The organism is Sandaracinus amylolyticus (assembly GCF_000737325.1).
GTDB classification, from domain to species: Bacteria; Myxococcota_A; Polyangia; order Polyangiales; family Sandaracinaceae; genus Sandaracinus; species Sandaracinus amylolyticus.
Genome location: NZ_CP011125.1, coordinates 3,204,800 through 3,225,521, shown reverse-complemented (window position 1 = coordinate 3,225,521; position 20,722 = coordinate 3,204,800). Strand labels below are relative to the sequence as shown.

17 protein-coding genes are annotated in these 20,722 nt (G+C 72.9%); 8 read left to right on the top strand and 9 right to left on the bottom strand.

Features of this window, described 5'->3' with window-relative positions; translation table 11 throughout:
* The first annotated feature begins 4 nt into the window (after positions 1-4).
* Positions 5-778, top strand: a complete 774-nt coding sequence (locus DB32_RS13525) for an ABC transporter ATP-binding protein (RefSeq protein ID WP_053232878.1) — start codon at positions 5-7, stop codon at positions 776-778.
* Positions 779-828: 50 nt separating this feature from the next.
* Here the strand turns inward: DB32_RS13525 and DB32_RS49955 are convergent, their stop codons facing one another.
* Positions 829-951, bottom strand: a complete 123-nt coding sequence (locus DB32_RS49955) for a hypothetical protein (RefSeq protein WP_275935471.1) — start codon at positions 949-951, stop codon at positions 829-831.
* Positions 952-1,070: 119 nt separating this feature from the next.
* On the opposite strand from DB32_RS49955, the gene DB32_RS13520 reads away from it, so the two are divergent.
* Positions 1,071-2,201 (top strand): MlaD family protein, encoded by a 1,131-nt coding sequence (locus DB32_RS13520; protein WP_053232877.1) that lies wholly within the window; start codon positions 1,071-1,073, stop codon positions 2,199-2,201.
* A 482-nt stretch (positions 2,202-2,683) separates the two neighbouring features.
* The gene (locus tag DB32_RS13515; RefSeq protein WP_053232876.1) at positions 2,684-3,067 is read left to right on the top strand and encodes a hypothetical protein; all 384 of its coding nucleotides are present in this window, start codon (positions 2,684-2,686) and stop codon (positions 3,065-3,067) included.
* A 77-nt stretch (positions 3,068-3,144) separates the two neighbouring features.
* Here the strand turns inward: DB32_RS13515 and DB32_RS13510 are convergent, their stop codons facing one another.
* Complete coding sequence (locus DB32_RS13510; RefSeq protein ID WP_169791438.1) at positions 3,145-4,203, bottom strand: vWA domain-containing protein; 1,059 nt, start codon at positions 4,201-4,203, stop codon at positions 3,145-3,147.
* Positions 4,204-4,848: 645 nt separating this feature from the next.
* Entirely contained in the window at positions 4,849-6,174 is a 1,326-nt protein-coding gene (locus DB32_RS13500) for a S41 family peptidase (RefSeq protein ID WP_053232873.1), read from the bottom strand.
* 159 nt (positions 6,175-6,333) lie between these two features.
* On the opposite strand from DB32_RS13500, the gene DB32_RS13495 reads away from it, so the two are divergent.
* Positions 6,334-6,531 carry a TIGR04563 family protein gene (locus DB32_RS13495; RefSeq protein WP_053232872.1) on the top strand — a complete coding sequence of 66 codons (198 nt, stop codon included), beginning with the start codon at positions 6,334-6,336 and terminating at the stop codon, positions 6,529-6,531.
* A 171-nt stretch (positions 6,532-6,702) separates the two neighbouring features.
* Positions 6,703-7,629 (top strand): alpha/beta fold hydrolase, encoded by a 927-nt coding sequence (locus tag DB32_RS13490; protein ID WP_053232871.1) that lies wholly within the window; start codon positions 6,703-6,705, stop codon positions 7,627-7,629.
* A gap of 73 nt (positions 7,630-7,702) precedes the next feature.
* Here the strand turns inward: DB32_RS13490 and DB32_RS13485 are convergent, their stop codons facing one another.
* Positions 7,703-8,878 (bottom strand): FHA domain-containing protein, encoded by a 1,176-nt coding sequence (locus DB32_RS13485; protein ID WP_053238795.1) that lies wholly within the window; start codon positions 8,876-8,878, stop codon positions 7,703-7,705.
* A 164-nt stretch (positions 8,879-9,042) separates the two neighbouring features.
* On the opposite strand from DB32_RS13485, the gene DB32_RS13480 reads away from it, so the two are divergent.
* Entirely contained in the window at positions 9,043-10,740 is a 1,698-nt protein-coding gene (locus tag DB32_RS13480) for a serine/threonine-protein kinase (RefSeq protein ID WP_053232870.1), read from the top strand.
* A gap of 3 nt (positions 10,741-10,743) precedes the next feature.
* Here the strand turns inward: DB32_RS13480 and DB32_RS13475 are convergent, their stop codons facing one another.
* The 3 genes from DB32_RS13475 to DB32_RS13465 form a co-directional block, all read right to left on the bottom strand.
* Positions 10,744-11,679: an FHA domain-containing protein gene (locus DB32_RS13475; RefSeq protein WP_053232869.1), complete on the bottom strand. Its 936-nt coding sequence runs from the start codon at positions 11,677-11,679 to the stop codon at positions 10,744-10,746.
* Positions 11,680-11,737: 58 nt separating this feature from the next.
* A complete protein-coding gene (locus DB32_RS13470) occupies positions 11,738-15,748 on the bottom strand; it encodes a HEAT repeat domain-containing protein (protein WP_157069017.1) in 4,011 nt (1,336 codons plus the stop codon).
* Positions 15,749-15,835: 87 nt separating this feature from the next.
* Positions 15,836-16,669: a hypothetical protein gene (locus DB32_RS13465; protein ID WP_053232867.1), complete on the bottom strand. Its 834-nt coding sequence runs from the start codon at positions 16,667-16,669 to the stop codon at positions 15,836-15,838.
* 125 nt (positions 16,670-16,794) lie between these two features.
* Here DB32_RS13465 and DB32_RS46685 point away from each other — a divergent pair, with 125 nt between their 5' ends.
* Positions 16,795-17,682 carry a hypothetical protein gene (locus DB32_RS46685; RefSeq protein ID WP_157069016.1) on the top strand — a complete coding sequence of 296 codons (888 nt, stop codon included), beginning with the start codon at positions 16,795-16,797 and terminating at the stop codon, positions 17,680-17,682.
* A gap of 35 nt (positions 17,683-17,717) precedes the next feature.
* Here the strand turns inward: DB32_RS46685 and DB32_RS13455 are convergent, their stop codons facing one another.
* Together DB32_RS13455 and DB32_RS13450 are read right to left on the bottom strand one after the other, a co-directional pair.
* Positions 17,718-18,053 carry a transposase gene (locus DB32_RS13455; RefSeq protein WP_053232866.1) on the bottom strand — a complete coding sequence of 112 codons (336 nt, stop codon included), beginning with the start codon at positions 18,051-18,053 and terminating at the stop codon, positions 17,718-17,720.
* Positions 18,050-18,886, bottom strand: coding sequence for an IS110 family RNA-guided transposase (locus tag DB32_RS13450; protein WP_169791437.1), 837 nt, complete (start codon positions 18,884-18,886; stop codon positions 18,050-18,052). Before DB32_RS13450 ends, DB32_RS13455 begins: the two co-directional genes overlap by 4 nt.
* On the opposite strand from DB32_RS13450, the gene DB32_RS13445 reads away from it, so the two are divergent.
* Entirely contained in the window at positions 18,864-20,525 is a 1,662-nt protein-coding gene (locus tag DB32_RS13445) for an NFACT RNA binding domain-containing protein (protein ID WP_083457361.1), read from the top strand. The two genes, DB32_RS13450 and DB32_RS13445, sit on opposite strands and share 23 nt — an antisense overlap.
* Positions 20,526-20,722: the final 197 nt, after the last annotated feature.

Sequence of the window (20,722 nt, the reverse complement as noted above, 5' to 3'; positions counted from 1 at the left end):
CGCCGTGGCGCTGATCGAGTTCCGCAACGTCCGCAAGGTGTTCGGCCCGAAGGTGGTCTACGAGGATCTGCACCTCGACGTCCACGCGGGCGAGTCGCTCACGATCATCGGCGGCTCGGGCATGGGCAAGAGCGTCATGCTCAAGATGCTGATCGGCCTGCTGCGCGCCGACGGCGGCACCATCACGTTCGACGGGAAGCGCATCGACGACAAGGGCGAGCGCGAGTTCCCCGCGATCCGCCGCCGCATCGGCATGCTCTTCCAGGGCGCGGCGCTCTTCGACTCGATGAGCGTCTACGACAACGTCGCGTACGGCCTGCGCGAGCACGAGCGGCTGCCCGAGAACGAGATCGAGGAGCGCGTCGCCAAGGCGCTCGAGGACGTCGGCCTGCCGGGCACCCAGCGCTCGATGCCGACGTCGCTCTCGGGCGGCCAGCGCAAGCGCGTCGGCCTGGCGCGCGCGATCGCGATCCGCCCGCAGGTGCTGCTCTACGACGAGCCGACGACCGGCCTCGATCCGATCAACACCGAGCGCATCAACCAGCTGATCGTCGAGACCAAGAAGCTGCTCAACGTGACCTCGATCGTCGTCACCCACGACATGGAGAGCGCGTTCGAGATCAGCGATCGCATCGCGATGATCCACAAGGGCTACGTCGTGTGGTCCGGCACCGTCGACGACGCGCGCTCGACCGACAACCCGCAGGTGCGCGACTTCATCATGGGCCACGCGCCCGAGACCGACGACGCCGCGACGCTGCTGCGCTACGGCGGGTGAGCGGCGGACCGACGAGCACCTTCGCGTCGCGTTGACGACCACGACCACGTTCACGACCACGACCACGTTCGCGTGCACGGACGGCCGCCGTCGACGTGGACCTCGTGGTCGTGGTCGTGGTCGTCGTCGTGGTCGTGGTCGTCGTCGTGGTCGTGGTCGTGGTCGGTCGTCATGTGGTGTTCGGCCGTCCTGTGGACTGCGCGTGACGCCTCCCCACATCGCCCCACGGGGGACATGTTGACGGTGTTCGAGGGGTGTCCTACGAGGGGCCGATAGAGAGGCTCACGACTTCATGAATTCAGGCCGCTCCACCGAGTTCAAGGTCGGCATCTTCGTCACACTCGCGCTCGTCATCGGTGCCGCGCTCGTCTTCACGCTCGGCAACCGCAGCGCGCTCTTCGCTTCACGGCTCGAGTTCCGCACGGTGTTCGCCAACGTCTCGGGCCTGCGCCCGGGATCGCCGATCCGCCTCGCGGGCATCGAGGTCGGCACCGTCTCCGCCATCAACTTCACCGACAACGGTGAGCTCGAGGTCGTGCTCGAGGTGCGCGAGGACGTGCACCACCTCGTCACCTCGCCCACCGATCCCGCGACCGGCGCCGGCGGCACCGTCGCGACGCTCGGCAGCAAGGGCCTGCTCGGCGACATGCTCGTCGATCTCTCGCCCGGTCGCGGCGAGCCGCTGCCCGCGGGCGCGATGATCCCGAGCCAGGAGACCGGCGGCATCTTCGGCGCGCTCTCGAGCGCGGGCGAGCTCATGGAGGACGCGCGCCCCGCCGTCGAGAACGTCCGCGAGTTCACCGAGACGCTCGCCGACGAGGACTTCCGGCGCGACCTCCACGCGATCAGCCACAACGTCGCGGAGCTCACGCGCATGCTCGCCGAGGAGGACGGGACGATCCCGCGCCTCATCCGCGATCCGCAGCTCGCGGATCGCGTCGAGAGCACGCTCGGCTCGGTGCAGGTCGCGACGTCCGAGCTCGCGCAGACGGCCCGCAACGTGCGCGCGATCACCAACGAGATCCGCGACGGAGACGGCACCGCGCACGAGCTCATCTACGGCGAGACGGGCACGCGCCTGGTGTCGAACCTCGCCGACACCGCGGGCGAGGCCGCGACGATCCTGCGCGACATCCGCACCGGCGACGGCAACGCGCACGAGCTGCTCTACGGCGACTCGGCGGGCGATCTGATCTCGAACCTGACGGCGATCAGCGGCGACCTGCGCGCGGTCATGGCGGACGTGCGCGCGGGCCGCGGCACGATCGGCGGCCTGCTCGTGGATCCGTCGATCTACGAGGACATCAAGCGCATCACCGGCAACCTCGAGCGCAACGACATCCTGCGCGCGCTGGTGCGCTACTCGATCCGCGAGGACGAAGCGCGCGACCCCGCGCCGCGCCCCGAGCCCCAGCCCGAGTGAGCGCCGCGCGGCGCTCACCCGCCGCGCGCGAGCCACCAGGCACGACCGACGAGCGGCGGTCGTCGTGGTCCCAAACCACGAGCGACCACCGACGACCGCCGGGCCCTCGTGGTCCCAACCACCCGCGACCGCCGACACCGCCGGCTCGAGGCCCTCGAACCACCGGCGACCACCGAGGACCGGTGGTCCGTCATGGTCCCGACCACCCGCGACCACCGGCGACCGGCGGTCCGAAGCCACCGAACCACCGGCGACCACCGACGACCGGCGGTCCATCGTGGTCCCGACCACCCGCAACCACCGACGACCGGTGGTCCGTCGTGGTCCCGACCACCCGCAGCCACCGACGACCGGTGGTCGGTCGTGGTTCGGCGCCCACGAAACGACCCTCCGTGGCGCCCGGGGTGGTCCCGACCGCGCGAGGCGCTCTCGTGCCGCGCCCGGCGGTCGGAACATCGCGAGATCACGGTCTTCGCCGCCCGGTGCCGCCGTGGACGGCGATCGACGACGGTGTTCACCCCGCGACGGCGCCGTGGACGCCGATCGACGACGGTGTTCACCCCGCGACAGCGCCGTGGACGCCGATCGACGACGGTGTTCACCCCGCGACGGCGCCGTGGACGCCGATCGACGACGGTGTTCACCCCGCGACGGCGCCGCGAACGGCGATCGACGACGGTGTTCACCCCGCGACGGCGCCGCGAACGGCGATCGACGACGGTGTTCACCCCGCGACGGCGCCGTGGACGCCGATCGACGACGGTGTTCACCCCGGCCGATCGCCGTGTTCGGCGATCCGGGAGGGTCGTCACCCCGCCGAACCGCCGTCATCGGCGATCACGGAGGGTCATCACCCCGCGACATGACCGTTCGCGGCGCTTCGGGATGGTCTTCACCCCGAAACACCGCGAAATTCGGGACTCCGAACGTCCGGACCCGCGGATCACTGCGCCGTGGCGCGCACCTCGATGCGGGCGCCGCGCTCGGCGCGCGGGCGGGTGCGCGTGTTGCGCGCGTTGCCGATCGCGAACGGCGGCGGCCGGCTCGGGTTGCAGTCGGGGCCGAAGCCCGTCGCGTCGAACTCGTAGGTCAGCGAGCCGCGTGCGTCGGGCGTGACCGCCTCGACCGTCACCTCGTGCGTGCCCGCGCGCGCCGGGCTGCAGTAGCTCAGCAGGTAGAAGCGCTGGGTCATCGCGAGGATGTGCGCGCCGATCTGCTGGAACGCCTGGGTGACGGCGGCGGTGTCCTCGACGAGCACGTAGCCGTCGCGGCCGACCGCGCCGAGGGTGCCCTCGTCGATCTCGCTGCCGACGCCGATCGCGAAGATGTCGTAGGGCGACGCGTCGATGGCGCGCCCCATCTCGTTGCGCGTGATGCGCGCGGCGCGATCGCTGCCGTCGGTGAACACGACGATCGTCCCGAAGCGCAGCGGCACGCGCGAGCGCGCGAGCTCCGCGTCGAGCACCGCGATGCCCTGCACCACCGCGCCGTGGAGGTTCGTCGACGGATCGCGAGGACGGAACGATCCGAGCCGCCCGATCGCGCCCTGCGCGCCGCCGCCCGAGGTGAAGTCGGCGATCGCGTAGAGATCCTCGGCACCGTCGAACGCGTAGACGGCGACCTTCTGGTGCCCCTCGAGCTGCGCGGTGAACTCCGTCGCCGCCTGCTGCAGCGCGGGCACCTGATCGCTCTCGACGACGCTGCCGCTCATGTCGACGAGCAGCAGCGTGTAGTGCTCGGCGGCGACCTCGGGATTGACGATCGTCTGCTCGCTCTCGGTGGGCGAGACGAGCTGCCCGTCCTCGTAGATGCGGAAGTCGGTCGCCTGCAGGCCGCCGACGGGATCGCCACCCGCGGTGTCGACCGTGAAGTAGACGGCGACGTTGCTGGGACGCTGGTACGCCGAGTCGACCATCGCGACCCGGAGCCCACCACAGCCGACGACCGCTGCCGCGATCGCCAGCACGAACCACGAACGATGTTGGATGAAGCGCTTGGACACGGCGCGCATCATCCGAGCGAGCACCGCGACGATCAAGGCTCTCGATGTGCGCCCTCCGAGCCTCACACGAGAGACAGCACGGAGCGCCGAGCGACACGGTGGTACGAGGTGCGCTCCGACCGCGCGTCACGCGCATCGTGCAGCCCAGCATCGCGCATCGTGCGGCCGAGCATCGCGCGTCGTGGAGCGCGCAGCGCGCGCGTCGTGGAGCGCGCAGCGCGCGCGTCGTGGAGCGCGCAGCGCGCGCGTCGTGGAGCGCGCAGCGCGCAGTGCACACGTCGCGCAGCGCGAGCATCGCGCGCAGTGCGCACGCCGTGCAGCCGACAGCGCGCGCAGTGCGCATGGAAGCCGTGGGCGACGCCCATCGTCGCCGAGCGCGTCGTGGCACCGAAGCGCGCGCAGTGCGCACGCCGTGCAGCCGACAGCGCGCGCAGTGCGCACGCCGTGCAGCCGACATCGCGCAGTGCGCACGGACGCCGTGAGCGACGCCCATCGTCGCCGAGCGCGTCGTGGCACCAAAGCGCGCGCAGCGCGCACCGTCGAGCATCGAAGATGCTCGACCAGGAAAACAGAGCTGAAGGTGTGACCTGACCGCGCGAGGTGCGACGTGCCGTTCGTCGCACCACGCGCGGTCTGGTCACACCTTCAGCGCGAGATCATCGCGCGCAGGATCTCGTGCGCGAGGTGGGCCTGGAAGTCGTCGTCGAGCGAGCCTTCGCTCGCGTCGCCCTCGCTCGGCCCGGTGCGCGCTTGGTCGCGCGGTGTGCTCGTCTCGGTGCGTCGCTCGCGCTCGCCCGACAGGTGCCCCTCGAGCACCGCCTCGCTCACCACGACGCCCTCGCGGCGCAGGCGTGCGAGCGTCTCCGCGTCGAGCTGCTCGACCTCGACGTCGGGGTCGATGCCGTGCGCCTGGATCGACGTGCCGTTCGGCGTGAAGTAGCGCGCGACCGTCAGCTTGAGCGCGCTTCCGTCGGGCAGCTCGACGATGTTCTGCACGCTGCCCTTCCCCCACGTGCGCGATCCGACGACGACCGCGCGGCGATGATCCTGGAGCGCGCCCGCGACGATCTCCGACGCGCTCGCGCTGAAGTGATCGACGAGGATCACCATCGGCCAATTCGGTCGCGTGCCTGCGCGCCGCGCGCGCGCTTCCTCGATGAGCTCACCGCCGCGCGCGCGCGTCGAGACGATCACGCCCTCCTCGAGGAACTCGTCGGAGACGCGCACCGCCTCGTCGAGCAATCCTCCCGGATTGCCGCGCAGATCGAGCATCACGCCGCTGATGCCGCCCGCGTCGCGCGTCTCCTCGGCGGCGTGATCGATCGCGGCGCGGAGCTCGTCCGTCGTGGTCCCCTGGAACGATCGGATGCGCACGTAGACGACGCGATCCGGCAGCACGCGCGCCTCGACCGCCTCGACGTGGATCACCTCGCGCGTGAGCGTGACCTCGACCGCGTCCTCGACGTTCTCGCGGCGGATGCGCACGCGCACCTCGGTGCCGGGATCGCCGCGCATGCGGCGCACCGCCTCGGAGATCGGCATGTCGCGCGCGGCCCAGCCGTCGATCGTGAGGAAGCGATCGCCGGGGATCACGCCCGCGCGATCCGCGGGGCTGCCCTCGGTGACGCCGTGCACCGTCAGCCATCCGTCGCGCACGTCGATCGACACGCCGATGCCGCCGAAGCGACCCTGCGTGTCGCTGGTGAGGATCCGGTACTCCTCGGGATCGAGGAACGTGCTGTGCGGGTCGAGCGTCTCGACCATCCCTTTGATCGCGCCGTAGATCAGCCGATCCTGATCGGGCGGCTCGACGTGCGAGGCCTCGATGTGCGCGAGGGCGCGCGCGAAGATCGCGAGGTTCGCGTACGGGCTCGCGCGCGTCGGCGTGGCCTCCGCGCGCCCACCCAGCAGCAGCGTCGCGCCGAGCACGAGCACCGCGGCGAACGCACCGGCGAACGCCGACGCGCACACGGCCCACAGACGACGCGACCTCGCACGTTCCGCTCGCGCGGTCCCCGTCCGCGTCGCGTTCCCGACATTCGTTGACCGTTCCACGGTATGCGTGTAGTACCATCGGCGTCCGATCGGGTCGCGCCCAAGCGGCTCGCTTCAAACAAGGAAGGCACACGGATGGCGGGCACCGACAAGCGCAAGCAGAGCTTGTACTTCCCCGAGTCGATGCTTCAGGACATCCAGCACGAGGCGGCCCGTCTGGACCGGTCGCTGTCGTGGATCGTCCAGCGCTGCGTGAAGATCGGGCTGCCGGAGATCCGGAAGCTCCCCTCGGTCAACGACGTGGACGAGGGCGAGGGAGGCGAGGAGGGCTGACGCCCGACACGGGCGACGTCGCGCTCCACGGTCGTACGACGCCGCTCGTCTCGTTCGTCTCCCTTCTCGCTGACGGCTCTCTCGCTGCAGCCCACGCGGTCTCTCGCGGCGCACGCATCTCTCTCGCTGCGGCCCGAGCAACTCTCGCTGCGGCACGGCAAGACCGGTCCCATGCAGTACGACCGACAAGCGTTCGCGACCGCGCCCGATGGCACCCGCTTGTTCTACGGGGTGCGCGGGCCGCGGCCCGACGTGCTGGAGTCCGGCGCGGCCGGTCCCACGTGGATCCTGAGCGACGGCATCGGCTGCGACGGGTTCGCGTGGCGTTATCTCCAGCCGCACCTCGCCGAGCGGCATCGCGTGGTGCACTGGCACTACCGCGCGCACGGGCGCAGTGGGTTGCCCGTCGATGCGGCGCGCATCGACATCCCCGCGCACGCGCGTGATCTGCTCGCGGTGATGGACGCAGCGGGGATCGAGAGCGCGATCCTCGCGGGCCACTCGATGGGCACGCAGGTGTCGCTCGAGGCGTATCGCCTGGCGCCCGATCGCGTGCGCGGGCTGGCGCTGCTGTGCGGCTCGTACGGGAAGATCACGACGACCTTCCACGGCAGCGACGTGCTGAAGACCGTCCTGCCGTCGATCATCGACGTCGTCGAGAGGAACCAGGGCCTCGCGCGCGCGGTGTGGGGGCGCATCCCGCCGGCGCTGGCGTTCCGCTTCGCGCAGCTGGCGCGCGAGGTGGACGCGCTCGCGATCCGCGAGGAGGACTTCCGGTTCTACATGGAGCACGTCGCGTCGATGGAGCCGGGCATCTTCTTCGCGATGCTGCGCCTGGCGGGCGAGCACACCGCGGAGGACGTGCTCGAGCGCATCCACGTGCCGGCGCTGGTCGTCGCGGCGGAGCGCGACACGTTCACGCCGAACGCGCTCGCGCAGCACATGGCGGACGTGATCCCGGGCGCCGAGTTCTTCCTGCTGCGTGGCGCGAGCCACGCGGCGCCGGTCGAGCAGCCCGTCGCGGTCGAGGTGCGGATCGCGAAGTGGCTCGCGGATCGGTTCGCGCCCCAGGCGAGCTCTCGGCGCGAAGTGGGCTGAGGCTCGAGGCCAGAAAGCACGAAACGGCGGCCGCGGGATGCGGCCGCCGTTTCTCGTTGGTGCGGTCGGGCGCTCAGAACTCGACGCGGAAGAGCTGCTGACCCATCAGGAGCAGCGAGCCGCTCGGCACCGGTGCGCTCCCGGTGATCCGCAGGAACGTGCCGTTCGAGCTGCCGACGTCGGTGATCAGCATCCGGCCGCCCTCCTCGTGGAGGCGGCAGTGCAGGCCCGAGACGTAGCCGTCGTCGGGGAACAGGATGTCGCCGCGCTCACGGCCCAGGTGCAGACCGCTCGTGGGGATCGCGTAGCAGTTGCCGGTCGTCTCGCGGCCGATGACGAGGCAGATGCGGCCGACGAGGCCGGCGCTCGGGCTGCCCATCACCTCGACGCCCTGCTGCGGCGGCGACGCCTTCAGGCGCTCGAAGCGGATGATCTCCTGGCCGATGCGGAAGACGGCGCCGTCGCGCAGCTCGCTCGGCGTGTCCGCGGCGATGCGGATGTAGACGCCGTTCAGGCTGCTCTCGTCGCGCACCGTGAGGCCGCTGGCGCCGAACGAGAACGTCGCGTGGCGCGGCGAGAGGTACGAGTCGCTCGCGAAGAGCCCGCCCGCTTCACGGCCGACGACCGTGATGTCGGAGAGCGGGAACGAGTCGCCCTCGCTGCCGTCGGGGCGGATGAGCACGAGCGAGCCGCGCTTCGGGCCCGACGAGACCGCGGGCGCGGCGGCGGGCGCGGCCATCGGCGGCGGCGCGGCCGACGCGCCCTGCAGCGGGTGGCCACAGGTCCCGCAGAACTTGAAGTTCTTGTTGTTCGAGCTGCCGCACTTCGGGCAGGTCACGGTGTCGGCGGCCGCAGCCGGCGCAGGCGCGGCTGCGGGCATCGGCGGCGCGGCCATCGCGGGCGCGGGCGCAGGCGAGATCGCGGGCGGCGGACCGAAGCCTCCGCTCGGAGGCGCGCCCACCGGCGCACCGAAGCCCGACGACGGAGCCGGCGACGCGACCGGCGGCGGCGGACCGAACCCACCCCCCGGCGGCGGACCGAACCCGCCCGGACGCGGCGCAGGCGAAGCCTGCGGCGCACCGAAGCCCCCGCTCGCGCCCCCCGATCCACCCTGGAAACCCGCCGGCGGCGTCGCCGCCGTGAAGCTCTTCGGCGCGTGCGCGGCGTCTCGCGGCAGCTCGGCACCACAGCCGAGGCAGAACTTGTAATGGTCCTGGTTCTCCTTGCCGCAACGGGGGCAGACGATCACCTCGGGCTCCTCGCGAAGAAAGAGGGCGTTTTCCACCCTCTTGGCCGCGTGCACGATAGCCGCGGTGCCTTTGTGGGGTCAAGCAAGCAGGAGCCTGGCGCGTCCTTGGCCCGCGCCCATGAAGCTCGTACACTCCTCGGCTCGAGGCGCGAGACCCGCAGCTCATGAGCAGCGCCCCCGCACACGAAGACGACGCCGCGCGCGGCGCGTCGTCCGTCAGCCACACGGGGGCGGACGCGAAGGTGCGCTCGCGGGCGCGTCGCGAGTCGCTGCGTCCGGACCCGGTGCTCGGCGCGACGCTCGCCGGGAAGTACCAGGTGCTCGAGCTCCTCGGCGAGGGCGCGATGGGGCGCGTGTACCGCGCCAAGCAGATCGCGCTCGACAAGGAGATCGCGGTGAAGGTGCTGCACCGGCACCTCACGGGCACCGAGCGCATCGAGATGCGCTTCCATCGCGAGGCGCGCGCGGCGAGCCGGCTCTCGCACCCGAACTCGCTGCACATCCACGACTTCGGGACGACCGACGACGGCACGCTCTACATCGCGATGGAGCTGCTCGACGGCGAGGATCTGCAGACGATCCTCGACCACGATCATCCGCTCTCGCCGGCGCGCATCGCGGCGCTGCTGGTGCCTGTGCTGCGCGCGCTCGAGGAGGCGCACCGCGCGGGGATCATCCACCGCGATCTGAAGCCCGAGAACGTCGTGGTGCAGCCCGATCGCAGCGGGCGCGAGCACGTGAAGGTGTGCGACTTCGGGATCGCGAAGATCCTCGATCAGGACGAAGGGCACGCGATCACCGTCGACGGGTTCGTGTGCGGGACGCCGCAGTACATGGCGCCCGAGCAGAGCCGCGGAGACGTGATCGATCACCGCAGCGACCTCTACGCGGCGGGCGTGGTGCTGTACCAGATGATCTGCGGGGTCGTTCCGTTCGCCGGCGAGAACGCGCTCGGCGTGCTGACGCGGCACCTCGTCGAGGCGCCGATCCCGCCGAGCGAGCGACGCCACGAGCTGGGCGTGCCGCCGGCGCTCGAGGCGATCTGTCTGCGCGCGCTGCAGAAGGACCCGGGTGATCGGTGGCAGAGCGCCGCCGACATGGCCGACGCGGTGGAGCGCGCGGTGCGCGAGCTCGGGACCGATGCGGACGCGCGGCTCGGCGAGGGGCCGTTCCGCCCGACCGCCGCGAAGCCCGCGCCGAAGAAGTCGGAGGCGCCGCCGCCGAACGAGCCCGTCGCGACGCGCGCGAGCGCGCTGCCGCGCACGTGGATGATGATGGCGCCCGCGTTGATCGCGGCGATCGCGCTCGTCGCGGTGCTGGGCTCGAGAGGATCGGAGGACGCGCCGAGGGCGCCCCGCGAGGCTGCAGCCACGCCCGCGCAGGTGAGCGTCGCAGCGCCGCCCACGACGGCGATCGAGGCGCCGTCGATCGAGCCCGCGCGCACCGACGACCCGCGGCTCGACGAGACGACGCACGAGACCCCGGCGCCGGTCTCGCCCCCTCCCCCGCGCGCCCGGCGCGAGCGCGCGACGACGAGCGCGATCGTCGACACCGGCGAGCCGGCCGCGGCGAGCGTCGAGGTCGCGCCGGCCGAGCCGTCGCGCACCATCGCGGAGATCGCGTTCGAGGAAGGGCGCCGCCGCTTCCTCGCGAACGACGTCCCGGGCGCGATCGCGCGCTTCGAAGAGGCCGCGCGCGCGGCGCCGAGCGACGCCGACGTGCAGAAGCAGCTCGGTCGCGTGTACATGCGCGCGGGCGACGTCGCGCGCAGCATCGCCGCGTATCGCCGCTATCTGGAGCTCGCGCCCGACGCCGCGGATCGCGCGGTCGTCGAGCGCATCATCGCCCAGCAGGGCGGCTGAGCTTCACGCGGTCTGTTCGACGCGCAGCAGCTGCTGGCCGAGGAACAGGTAGTCGCCGTGCGCGAGCTCGCGCTCGCCGCGCATCCGCACGTAGGTGCCGTTGCGCGATCCGAGATCGTGCAGCGCGTACGTGCCGTCCGGCGAGAGCTCGACCTTCGCGTGGCGCCCCGACATGTAGATGTCGTCGGGGAAGTTCATCTCGTTGTCCTCGCGGCCGATCTGCACCGAGGTGTCGCGCGCGCAGTAGACCATCCCGTCACCGCCGCCGCGCAGCACCTGCACGATGCGGAACGGGCTCGGGCGCTTCGGCGACGAGTAGAAGTACGTCTGATCGGGATCGGGGCCCGACGTGTCCTTCGGCGTCGCGTCGAGGCGGAAGACCTGCTCGCCGCAGAGGAACTGATCGCCCGGCGCGATCGGCACCGGCTGGCGCACGCGCACGAAGACGCCGTTGAGGCTGCCCTCGTCGCGCACGACGAGCTTGTCGCCGCGGTAGATGAAGTTCGCGTGGCGATCGCTCACGAACGGATCGTTCGGGAACGGGATCTGCGCGTTCGTGCGGCCGGTGACGTGCTCGGTGCCCTGCAGCAGGTACGAGAGGCCGTCGGCGCCGTCGGTGCCGCGGATCAGGATCAAGCGCGCCTTGCCCGGCGCCTGCATCGTCCCGAAGAACTCGACCTTCTTGTCGAGCAGCTCGTCGGGGACTGTCGCACCGCACGCGCCGCAGAACTTGTGCCCCGGCGGCACCGGCGACGAGCACTCCTTGCACACGTAGTAACGGTTCTGCTCCATCGGATCCTCCGACACGCCCGCAGCCGGGCTCGCCGCCTTGGCACTCGCACGGAACGAGAGATCGTTCCCACAGGAGGAGCAGAACGCCGCCCCCATCGGGTTGAACGTGTCGCAGCGGCCACACGCGATCCCGATGTCGTGCTCCATCGACTGCTCGCTCGCTCCCTCGGAACCCGAACGTTGTAGGCCGGATGCAGCGGCGGCGTCAACGAACACGGGGATCGCAGGAGCCGCCCAGCGCCTCGATCGCGCGGGCCGCGCCTGCCCGGACGCGGGGCTCGTCGTCGCGCGCGCACGCGTCGCTGAGCGCGACGTCGGCGCCCTCCCCGCCGAGGCGTCCGAGGGCGAGCGCGGCCTCCTCGCGCACGAACGCGAACGCGTCGTCGCGCAGGGCGGTGATCAGCGCGGCGCGTGCGGCGTCGCCGCCGAGCGTGCCGAGCGCGCGGGCGGCGCGGGTGCGCATCGCCCAGTCGTCGCTCGACGCGAGCAAGGACGCGGTGCGCGCGCGGAGGGTCTCGGTGGGGTCGAGCTCGGCCTCGGCGAGCGCGTCGAGCGCGGCGCGTCGGACCGTGGCGGCGCCGTCGTCGAGCGCGTCGGCGAGCACGGTCGCGGCGGTCGTGTCGTCGGCGTGCGCGAGCACGCGCGCGGCCTCGGCGCGCACGCTGGCGTCGTCGGCGCGCGCGCAGGTCGAGAGATCGGGGACCAGCTGCGCGAGCAGGCGCTCGAGCGAGCGCGCCGCGGAGGCGCGCGCGGCCTCGGGCCAGGTGTCGAGGTCGCGCGTGAGCTCCCCGAGCCCGAGCGGAGCGGGGCCCGCGGCGAGCACCGAGAGCGTCGCGGCGACGCGCGGCGCGGGCCCGCTCGAGAGCGCCTCGCGCAGCACGGAGACGAGCGTGGGCGCGAGCGCGTCCAGATCGGGCGGCGGGAGCGTCTCGTCGGCGCGCGCGAGGCGCAGCGCGAGATCGGCGGGGCCTTCTCCGGGAGCCGGCAGCGGGAGCGCGTCGGGCGCGCGCGCGGAGGTGCGCAGCGAGGCCGCCGCGGCGCGACGCACGCGGCCGTCCCCCGGGAAGAGCGCGGTCACGCGCGCCGCGCGTGCGACCGGCGTGTCGTGCGCGGCGAGCGCAGCGAGCGCGGCGGGCGCGACCCCGGGGTGCGCTTCGCGCGCGAGCGCGACGAGCGGCGCGATCGCGTCACGATCCCCGAGCCAGCCGAGCGCGAGCGCGGCGCTGGCGCGGGGCTGCCGCGGATCTTCGACGATGCGGCGCAGCGCCGGTGCGCTCGCGACGTCGCGCGTCGCGCCGAGGCCCAGCGCGGCCCAGCCGCGGACCTGGGAATCGTCGTCGGCGAGCCGCGCGCGCAGGACCTCGATCGCGGCGCGTCCTCCGGTCCGCGCGAGCGCGAGCGTCGCGGCAGCGCGGATCGCGGGCGCCTCGGCGGTGGCGAGGGTCGCGAGGCGGGGCACCAGCGCGGCCGACGGAATCGCGGCGACGCCGAGCAGCGCCTGCACGCGCACGTCGAGCGACTCGGCGGTCTCGGCGACCCCGAGCAGCGGCGCAGCCGCTGCGGGGTTGCCCAGCGGACCGAGGATCGCGAGCGCGATGCGACGCTGCGACGGATCGGCGTCGGCGAGCGCCTCGAGGAGCGGCTTGATCGCGCGCGCGCCCCAGCGACGAAGCGAGGCGCGCGCCTCGTCTCCCTCGGGACCGCTGCGGCGCGCGCGCACGACGAGCGGGCCGGTCATCGCGTCGTAGAGCTCGACGACCACGCGCCGGTAGATCGGGCGCTCCGGGTGCGCGAGCGCGAGCGGCAGGAGCTCTCGCTCGAGCGCCTCGAGCGTGCCGACGCCCACGTGGATCTGCAGTGACGCGCGGGCCGCGCGCGCGACGAGATCGTCGTCCGGCGCGCGCGCGAGCACGTCGCGGTACACGCGGTCCGCGTCCTCGTGCTCGCCGCGCGCGAGGTGCATCTCCGCGAGATCGAACGCGGTGTCGAAGAGCCGCGGATCGCGCTCGAGCGCGCGGCGGTAGCTCGCGATCGCACCATCGACGTCCTGTCCCGCGCGCAGCAGATCGCCGAGCCGACGGTGCGCGCTCGCGTCCTCGGGGCTGAGCTCGACCGCCTCCGCGGCGTACGCGCGCGCGTCGTCGTCGCGATAGAGCGCGAGCGCGTGCTCGGCCATGCGCGACAGGTGCGTCGCCGCGCGTCGCGGATCGATCTCGACGAGCCGGCGGAGCACCTCGATCGCGCCCGCGCGATCACCCGCCTGCGAGCGCACGCGCTCGAGCGCGGTGAGCGTCTCGATGTCGCCCGGCTCGAGCTCGGCGAGCCGCGCGAGCACACGCTGCGAGCCCTCGAGATCGCGACGCCGGCGATGGATCTCCGCGAGCATCCGACCGGCCTCGAGATCGGGCGGGTCACCCTGGAACGCGCGCCCGAGCGACTGCGCCATCGCGTCGACCTGACGGGTGCGCACCCAGAGCCCGACGATGCGCTCGCGCGCCTCGCGACGCGCGGCGCGATCGTCTCCCGCGAGCGCGAGCACGCGCTGCCAGTGGGGCAGCGCTTCGGCGTCGCGCCCCGCGCGCTCCAGCGTCGTCGCGAGGCCGCGCACGATCTCGAGCCGATCGGGCGCGAGCCGCGCCGCCTCCGTGTGCTCGTCGATCGCGTCGGAGAGCAGATCGTGATCGGCCAGGATCCCGCCGAGCGTCGCGTGCGCGTCCGCGCGATCGCCGCCGAGCGTCAGGATGCGCCGCCACGTCGTCATCGCGCCTTCGCGATCACCGGCGTCGAACTGCTGCGAGCCGAGCGCGATCAGGTGGAGCGCGTCGCTGGGATCGAGGCGCACCAGCGCGGCGAGCTCGGCCTCGGCGCGCTGACGCTCACCCCAGCGCGCGTAGAGCTCCGCGAGCCGCTGGTGCAGCGCGGGATCGCGCGAGCGCCGCGATGCGGCCTCGAGCGTCGCGAGGGCCTCGTCGCGCCGCCCCGTCTCGCGCAGGAGCTCGGCGAGCTGCACGACGTGGCGCGGCTCGTCGGGCGCGCTGCGCACGAGCGCGCGGTACTCTTCGATGAGCTCGTCGATGCGCCCGGCGCGCGCGAGCACCTGCACGATACGCAGGCGCAGATCGACGTCGCGCGGACGCGCGCGCAGCGCGCGGCGGTACGCATCGAGCGCCTCGCCGTCGTGACCGAGCTCGTCGTGCACGCGTCCGAGCAGCGCGGCCGCTTCGGGGCCGCTGCGACGCGCGAGCGACGTCGCGAGCTCGTCGAGGCGATCGGCTCGGCGATACGCCTCGAGCCGCAGCTCGTCGGCCTCGGCGCGCGTGCCCGAAGCGCCGCCCGCGCTCGCCACGGCGCGATCGAGCGTCGCGATCGCGTCCGCGTCGCGCCCCGCGCCGAGCTGTGCGCGCGCGAGCTCGATCAGCACCGGCGCGCTCGCCCGTGCATCGCCGCGAAGGCCGCCCGCGACGCGCTCGTACTCGGCGATCGCGCGCTCGTGATCACCCCGCGCGAGCAGCGCGCGGGCGAGCTCCGTGCGCAGATAGAGGCTCCCTCCGGCGCCGCCCGCGAGCTGATCGAAGCGCCGCCGGGCCTCGTCGACGTCGCCGCGATCGAGCGCGAGCGTCGCGAGCTCGCGCGTGACGTCGTCGCGCGCAGGGCCGCGCGGCGTGCGCTCGAGCGCCGCTTCGTAGCGGGTCCGCGCGCCCTCGGTGTCGCCCGACTCCCGCAGCACGCGCGCGATCGCGATCGTCGCGAGCGGCTCGTCGGGGCGCAGCGTGGCGGCCTGCTCGTACTGCGCGCGCGCTTCGTCGAGGCGATGCGCACGGCGCGCGAGATGACCGAGCAGCATGCGCGCCCACCAGCCGTTCTCGCCGGTGGCGCGCGCCTCGAGCAGCTCGCGCAGCGCGCGATCGTTCCCGTCGCGCTCGCGGTGCAGCTCGATCAGGCGATCGAGCGCGAACCCGTCCGAGGGCTCCGACTCGAGCACGCGCAGATATCGCTCGAGCATCACCGCGCTGCGATCGCTCGGCGGCGCCACCTCGGGCGTGCGCGGCTCCGCGCGCGGGCGTCGCGCGCCGCCTCCGCCGCGCGGCCGCGTGGTCGTGCTCCCGCCGCCGCCGCGCTCGCGGATGAGCCCCCAGTCGTCCTGCGCGCGAGAGGACGCCGGGACCGTCAGCAGGAGGATCGCGAGGAGGAACGAGAACGGCCGACGCCGGCGCACCACGCGCTCAGTATGCGGCAGCGCACCCGGCGGTCGAAGCGCGAACGCTCGGTCGAGCCGGAGCGCTGCCCGCGCTTGGACGCTCTCTCAGCGGCAGAACCCGGTCATGCACGTCCCTGCCGGGCAGTCCGCGTCGACGCCACACGGCACGTGGCAGGTGAGCCCGGGACGCACGCCGTCCTCGGAGCAGCTCCCGGTGAAGAGCCCGTCGGCGGCGCTCGCCCCGACCGGCGCGCACTCCGCGTCGCTCGCGCACGCGCGCGCTGCGAGCGACGCCCGGAACCCCGTGCACGAGTAGTTGAAGCGGGGCACGCAGCGCAGCGTCTCGGCGTCGCACTCCAGGCCCGCGGGGCACGCGGCGCCGCCCTCGCAGCTCGGTACGCAGACGCGCTCGGTGGGCTCGGGGAACGAGCGCGTCAGGCAGCGCAGGCTCGGATCCACCGACGTGCAGTCCGCGTCCATGTTGCACGCCGTGCAGATCGCCCCGCCGCCGCCGTCGAACGCGACGCAGCTGCCGCGCGCGAGATCGCAGACGGGCGCCGGGGCGGGACAGATCCCGGTCGCCTCGAGGCACGCGAGGCAGCTGCCGGCGCGGCAGAACGGCGTCGGATCGCTGCAGGTCGTGGTCTCGCAGGGATCGGGCGGACCGCCGTCGACGGGCGGGCCCGCGTCCGTGGTGCTCGCGACGCAGACGCCCTGCGCAGAGCACATCTCGAGCGGCCCGCACGGGCGCGTCTCGCTGCACTGCGCGTAGCAGAAGCCCTGGAGGCAGACCTCGCCGGAGGGGCAGGCGACCGACCCGCCGTCGGCGTCTCCGCACTCGTAGCCCGCGTCTCGCGTCACGGGTGGAAACGAAGGAACCGACGACTCACAGCCCGCGAGCGCGGCGCACGCAGCGAGCATCCACGACCAAGAGCGCATCGCGCGCGAGCCTATCATGGCGACCCTCGCCGCCGAGCGGTGGCTCGCGTGCGCAATCCCGCGCCGACGCTCCCGAGCCGAGGAAAGGTGCGACGCATCCGCTGCTGCACTACCTTACTCGGCCCATGTCCGAGCACCTGATCGGCGCCGTCGTAGAGCGCTCCCCTGGTCCCCGATACTTCGAGTCGCTCCGCTTCGCCGAGATCGCGCCGCGCCGGCCGCTGCCGAAGCCCAGCGTGCTCGCGAAATGGCGCGCCGGCGCGCCCGAGCAGGCGCGCTTCACGCTGCGCCCGCCACCCGAGACGTGGCGCGGCACCGCGGGCGCGTTCCGCGACGCGCCGAACAAGTCCGAGGGCGCGCAGTGGATGGCGCGCGCGCACGACGCGCTCGCGGCCGACGCGCTCGTGCTGGTGACCGGCACGGATCTCACGCCGGGCCCGCGCGATCGCGAGCGGCTCGCGTCGTGGGCCGGTCACCTCGCGGGCGGCGGCAAGCGCCGCATCGTGTGGCAGCCCGGCGGGCTCTGGGACATCGAGGAGGCGGCGACGTTCGCGAACAGCCTCGGCGTCGTCTGCGCGTTCGATCCGCTCGAGAGCCCCGCGCCGACGGGCGAGATCGCGTACGCGCGAGTGCGCGCGATCGGCGCACGGTCGCGGCTCGGCGAGGGGCTGCTCTCGGCGATCGTCGAGGCGATCGCGGCGAGCGACGCGGCGACGATCTACCTCGCGATCGAGTCCGAGCTGGGCTTCAAGAAGGCGCGGCGCGTGTCCGAGCTGCTCGCCGATCTCCGCGACGAGAGCGGCGGCACCGGCGTGCTGCGGCGCGGCGGCGGCATCGTCATCGACCTCGGCGACGAGGAAGAGGACGAGGAAGAGGACGAGGACCTCGACGAAGACGAAGACGCCGACGAGGACGAGGACGCCGGCGAGGGCGACGACTTCGCGGACGAAGACGACGAAGACGACGAGGACGACGAGGACGACGAGGACGACGAGGACGACGAGGACGAGTGAGATACCGTGACGCCGTGCAAGCTCGAAGTGCAGCGTCAGGCTGCCGCGAGCTTCGGCACGAACGGGGTGCGCGTGCGCGCCACGCTCATGATGGCGCCGAGGAGCTTGCGCATCGCGGCGATGATCGCGAGCTTCTTCGGTTTGCCGGCGGCGACCAGGCGCGCGTAGAAAGCCTTCAGCCACGGGTTGTGGGTCACGGCGCGCAACGTCGGCATCCAGAGCTTGGCGCGCAGGTCGGCGTCGCCCATCGCGCAGGCGTGGCCTCGCAGCGGCTGGCGTTTGCCCGAGTGGTTCACGAGCGGAGCGACGCCGACGTACGCCGCGAGCGCGGCGGCGCTCTTGAAGCCGTCGAAGTCGATCGAGGCGATCATGCGCGCCGCGTGTTGTCTCCGATGCCGTCGATGGTCGTCAGCAGCTTGCCGACCTCATGCCGATCCAGGCTCTGGCTGATGTCTTCGTCGAGCTTCCTGATGCGCGCCCGGAGCGTCGCGATGTCCTCGCACGCGTAGCGGATCTGCAGCTCGTAGGGCGTGCCCTGGTGCCGGCCCACGCTGGTCTTGGCGGCCTCGCAGAGCGCCTTTGCGAGCTCGAGACCGATGACGTGGCGCCCGTCGTACTTCAGCTCGGCCAGGACCTTCGGGTCAGCTGCTCGGAACTTCTCGGCGGTCGGGCACACGACGAGCAGCGTAGTGGCCTTGGCCGATGCCACGTCGCGCACGTGGTCGGTGAGCTCCGGGAAGCTCAGGTCCAGCGCGCGATGGACCTGTCGCGCGCGGTCACCGAGGTCCTGCACCAGCCGGTCGCGCAGACGCATCAGCTCGCGCAGCTCGAGCGTCGCTGCATCGGGCATCGGCGTCGCGGCAGGCCGCTTCTGCTGCGCGAACCGCGCGATGCCGAGCGCATCCAGCGCGTCCGTCTTCGCGCGGCGCAGGTCCTCGGCCGCGAACCGCGACGTGCGCGTCGGGTTCAGCAGCGCGATCTGGAAGCCCGCCGCGTGGAGGAACGCGAACAGGTTCTGCCAGTAGTGCCCGGTCGCCTCCATCGCGACGAATGCGTCTGCCGCCTCACCGAGCATCGAGCGCAGTCGCTCGTAGCCCGATGCGTCCTGGGAGAACGGTATTGGCTTGCGCAGCGGCTTGCCCGTCTCGTCCACGATTGCGACGACGTGCTTCTCCGAACCGATGTCGATCCCGACGAATCTCATGTTCCTCTCGACCGTGATCGCGTGCCCGGGAGCCTCGGAGCCGAGCTTCGTGCCCATGCTTGTCCATGCGAGGACGGTGGACGAGCCACGCCTCTGGATACCGTTCGAGCAAAGAAACTCGGTCGAGGGCGCCAATCTCACTCACGGGGACGTTGCCCCAAGCGATGCCCGGCGACCCTCTCCCGAAACCGCGTGGCGGCCTGCTATCACGAACCAGCCGCCGATGACTGGGGTAGATACAAGCGACGCTCCGCTCGCCGCGCTCCTCGGCGCGCGTGCGCGCCGCGTGGACGTTCCGGAGCCCGACCTCGTCGCGCTCACGCTCGGCGCAGGCGAACTCCGCGTCGCGCTCGTCCTCTCGACCGATCCCGGATCGCCGGGCCTCGGATGCGTCCCCGAGCGCCCGCGCGGCCTTCCCGCGGAGGGCATCGCGAAACAGCTGCGCAACCTCGTCGAAGGTGCGCGCCTCGAGCGCGCGATCGACGCGGGCGGCGGCGCGATCGCGATCGATCTGCGACGCGGCCCCGAAGCGATCGCGCTGATCCACGAGTCGCTCGGCGATCGCTCGAACGTGCTGGTGCTCGATGCCGAGGGCGCGATCGTCGCGGCGCTCCATCCCGCGCGCCTCGAGCCCCGCGGGCTGCGCCTCGGCGAGCCCTGGTCACCGCCCGAGCCCAGCGATCGCGCCCGCGATCTCCCGGGCGATCTCGACGCGCTCCTCGCGCTCGGCACCGCCCTCCTCGAGGCGCGCCGCGACGCGCACGCGCGCGCTCGCCGCACCGCGCTCGATCGCGCGCTCCGCCGCGCGCACAAGCGCGCGCTCCGCCGCGCCGAAGCGACGCTCGGCGATCTCGATCGCGCGAACGACGTCCCTTCGCTGCGCGCTCGCGGCTCGGCGCTGCTCGCCGCACTGGCGACGATCCCGCGCGGCGCGACGCACGTCTCGCTCCCCGACTGGTCCGTCGATCCCCCGGGCACGCTCGAGATCGACATCGATCCCGCGATCGGCGCGCGCGCGACCGCGGACGCGCTCTTCACCCGCGCCCGCAAGCTCGAGGCCGGTGCCGCGATCGCCTCGGCCCGCCACGACGAAGCGATGACCGAGGCCACCACGATCGAGTCGATCCGCGCGCGCCTCGAGCTCGCCGACGACGCGCAGCTCGACGCGGTCGAGGCCGAGGCCGCGCGCCTGCGCATCACGCCCGCCGCGCCGAGCGCGAAGAAGAAACGCGAGCCCGAGTCGCGCTCGGCGTTCCGCCGCTACGAGGGCCACGGCGGCCGCGTCATCCTCGTCGGCAAGGGCGGCGCGGACAACGACGAGCTCACGTTCCGCGTCGCGTCACCGCACGATCTCTGGGTGCACGTCCGCGGCGTCCCCGGCTCGCACGTGATCGTTCCCCTGAAGCGCGGCGAGATCTGCCCGCCCGAGCTCCTCGTCGACGCGGCGCACCTCGCGGCCCACTTCTCGAGCGCGCGCGGCGAGCCGCAGGTCGAGATCCAGCACGCGCCCCGCAAGCACTTACGGAAGCCGAAGGGCGGCGCGCCCGGGAAGGTCATCGTCGCGAACGAGCGCGCCCTCGGGCTCCGCGTCGTGCCCGAGCGACTGGCGCGCCTGCTGGGCCGCGAGCCGAGCGACTGAGGCTTAAACCAGAACGCCCTGACGGCGATTGCCGTCAGGGCGCATGACGTCCAGGGCGGCGCACACGAAGCACGCGAGGCCGAAGACGCTCCGGATTTCAATCTGGGCCGGCGGCGACCCGTGCCGCCTGGGTCGGTCTGCGCGCCGGGCCCGTCACTTTCATGCGCGCCCGCGAGCGGGTCCGCGCTCGGCTGGGA

What these genes read in the sequence shown, in the direction of transcription:
- DB32_RS13495 (WP_053232872.1), top strand. Translation starts at nt 6,334, where the DNA reads ATGGCGGGCACCGACAAGCGCAAGCAGAGCTTGTACTTCCCCGAGTCG.
- DB32_RS13475 (WP_053232869.1), bottom strand. Translation starts at nt 11,679, where the DNA reads ATGGAGCACGACATCGGGATCGCGTGTGGCCGCTGCGACACGTTCAAC.
- DB32_RS13455 (WP_053232866.1), bottom strand. Translation starts at nt 18,053, where the DNA reads ATGATCGCCTCGATCGACTTCGACGGCTTCAAGAGCGCCGCCGCGCTC.
- DB32_RS13480 (WP_053232870.1), top strand. Translation starts at nt 9,043, where the DNA reads ATGAGCAGCGCCCCCGCACACGAAGACGACGCCGCGCGCGGCGCGTCG.
- DB32_RS13520 (WP_053232877.1), top strand. Translation starts at nt 1,071, where the DNA reads ATGAATTCAGGCCGCTCCACCGAGTTCAAGGTCGGCATCTTCGTCACA.
- DB32_RS13490 (WP_053232871.1), top strand. Translation starts at nt 6,703, where the DNA reads ATGCAGTACGACCGACAAGCGTTCGCGACCGCGCCCGATGGCACCCGC.
- DB32_RS49955 (WP_275935471.1), bottom strand. Translation starts at nt 951, where the DNA reads ATGACGACCGACCACGACCACGACCACGACGACGACCACGACCACGAC.
- DB32_RS13450 (WP_169791437.1), bottom strand. Translation starts at nt 18,886, where the DNA reads ATGAGATTCGTCGGGATCGACATCGGTTCGGAGAAGCACGTCGTCGCA.
- DB32_RS13445 (WP_083457361.1), top strand. Translation starts at nt 18,864, where the DNA reads ATGTCGATCCCGACGAATCTCATGTTCCTCTCGACCGTGATCGCGTGC.
- DB32_RS13465 (WP_053232867.1), bottom strand. Translation starts at nt 16,669, where the DNA reads ATGCGCTCTTGGTCGTGGATGCTCGCTGCGTGCGCCGCGCTCGCGGGC.
- DB32_RS46685 (WP_157069016.1), top strand. Translation starts at nt 16,795, where the DNA reads ATGTCCGAGCACCTGATCGGCGCCGTCGTAGAGCGCTCCCCTGGTCCC.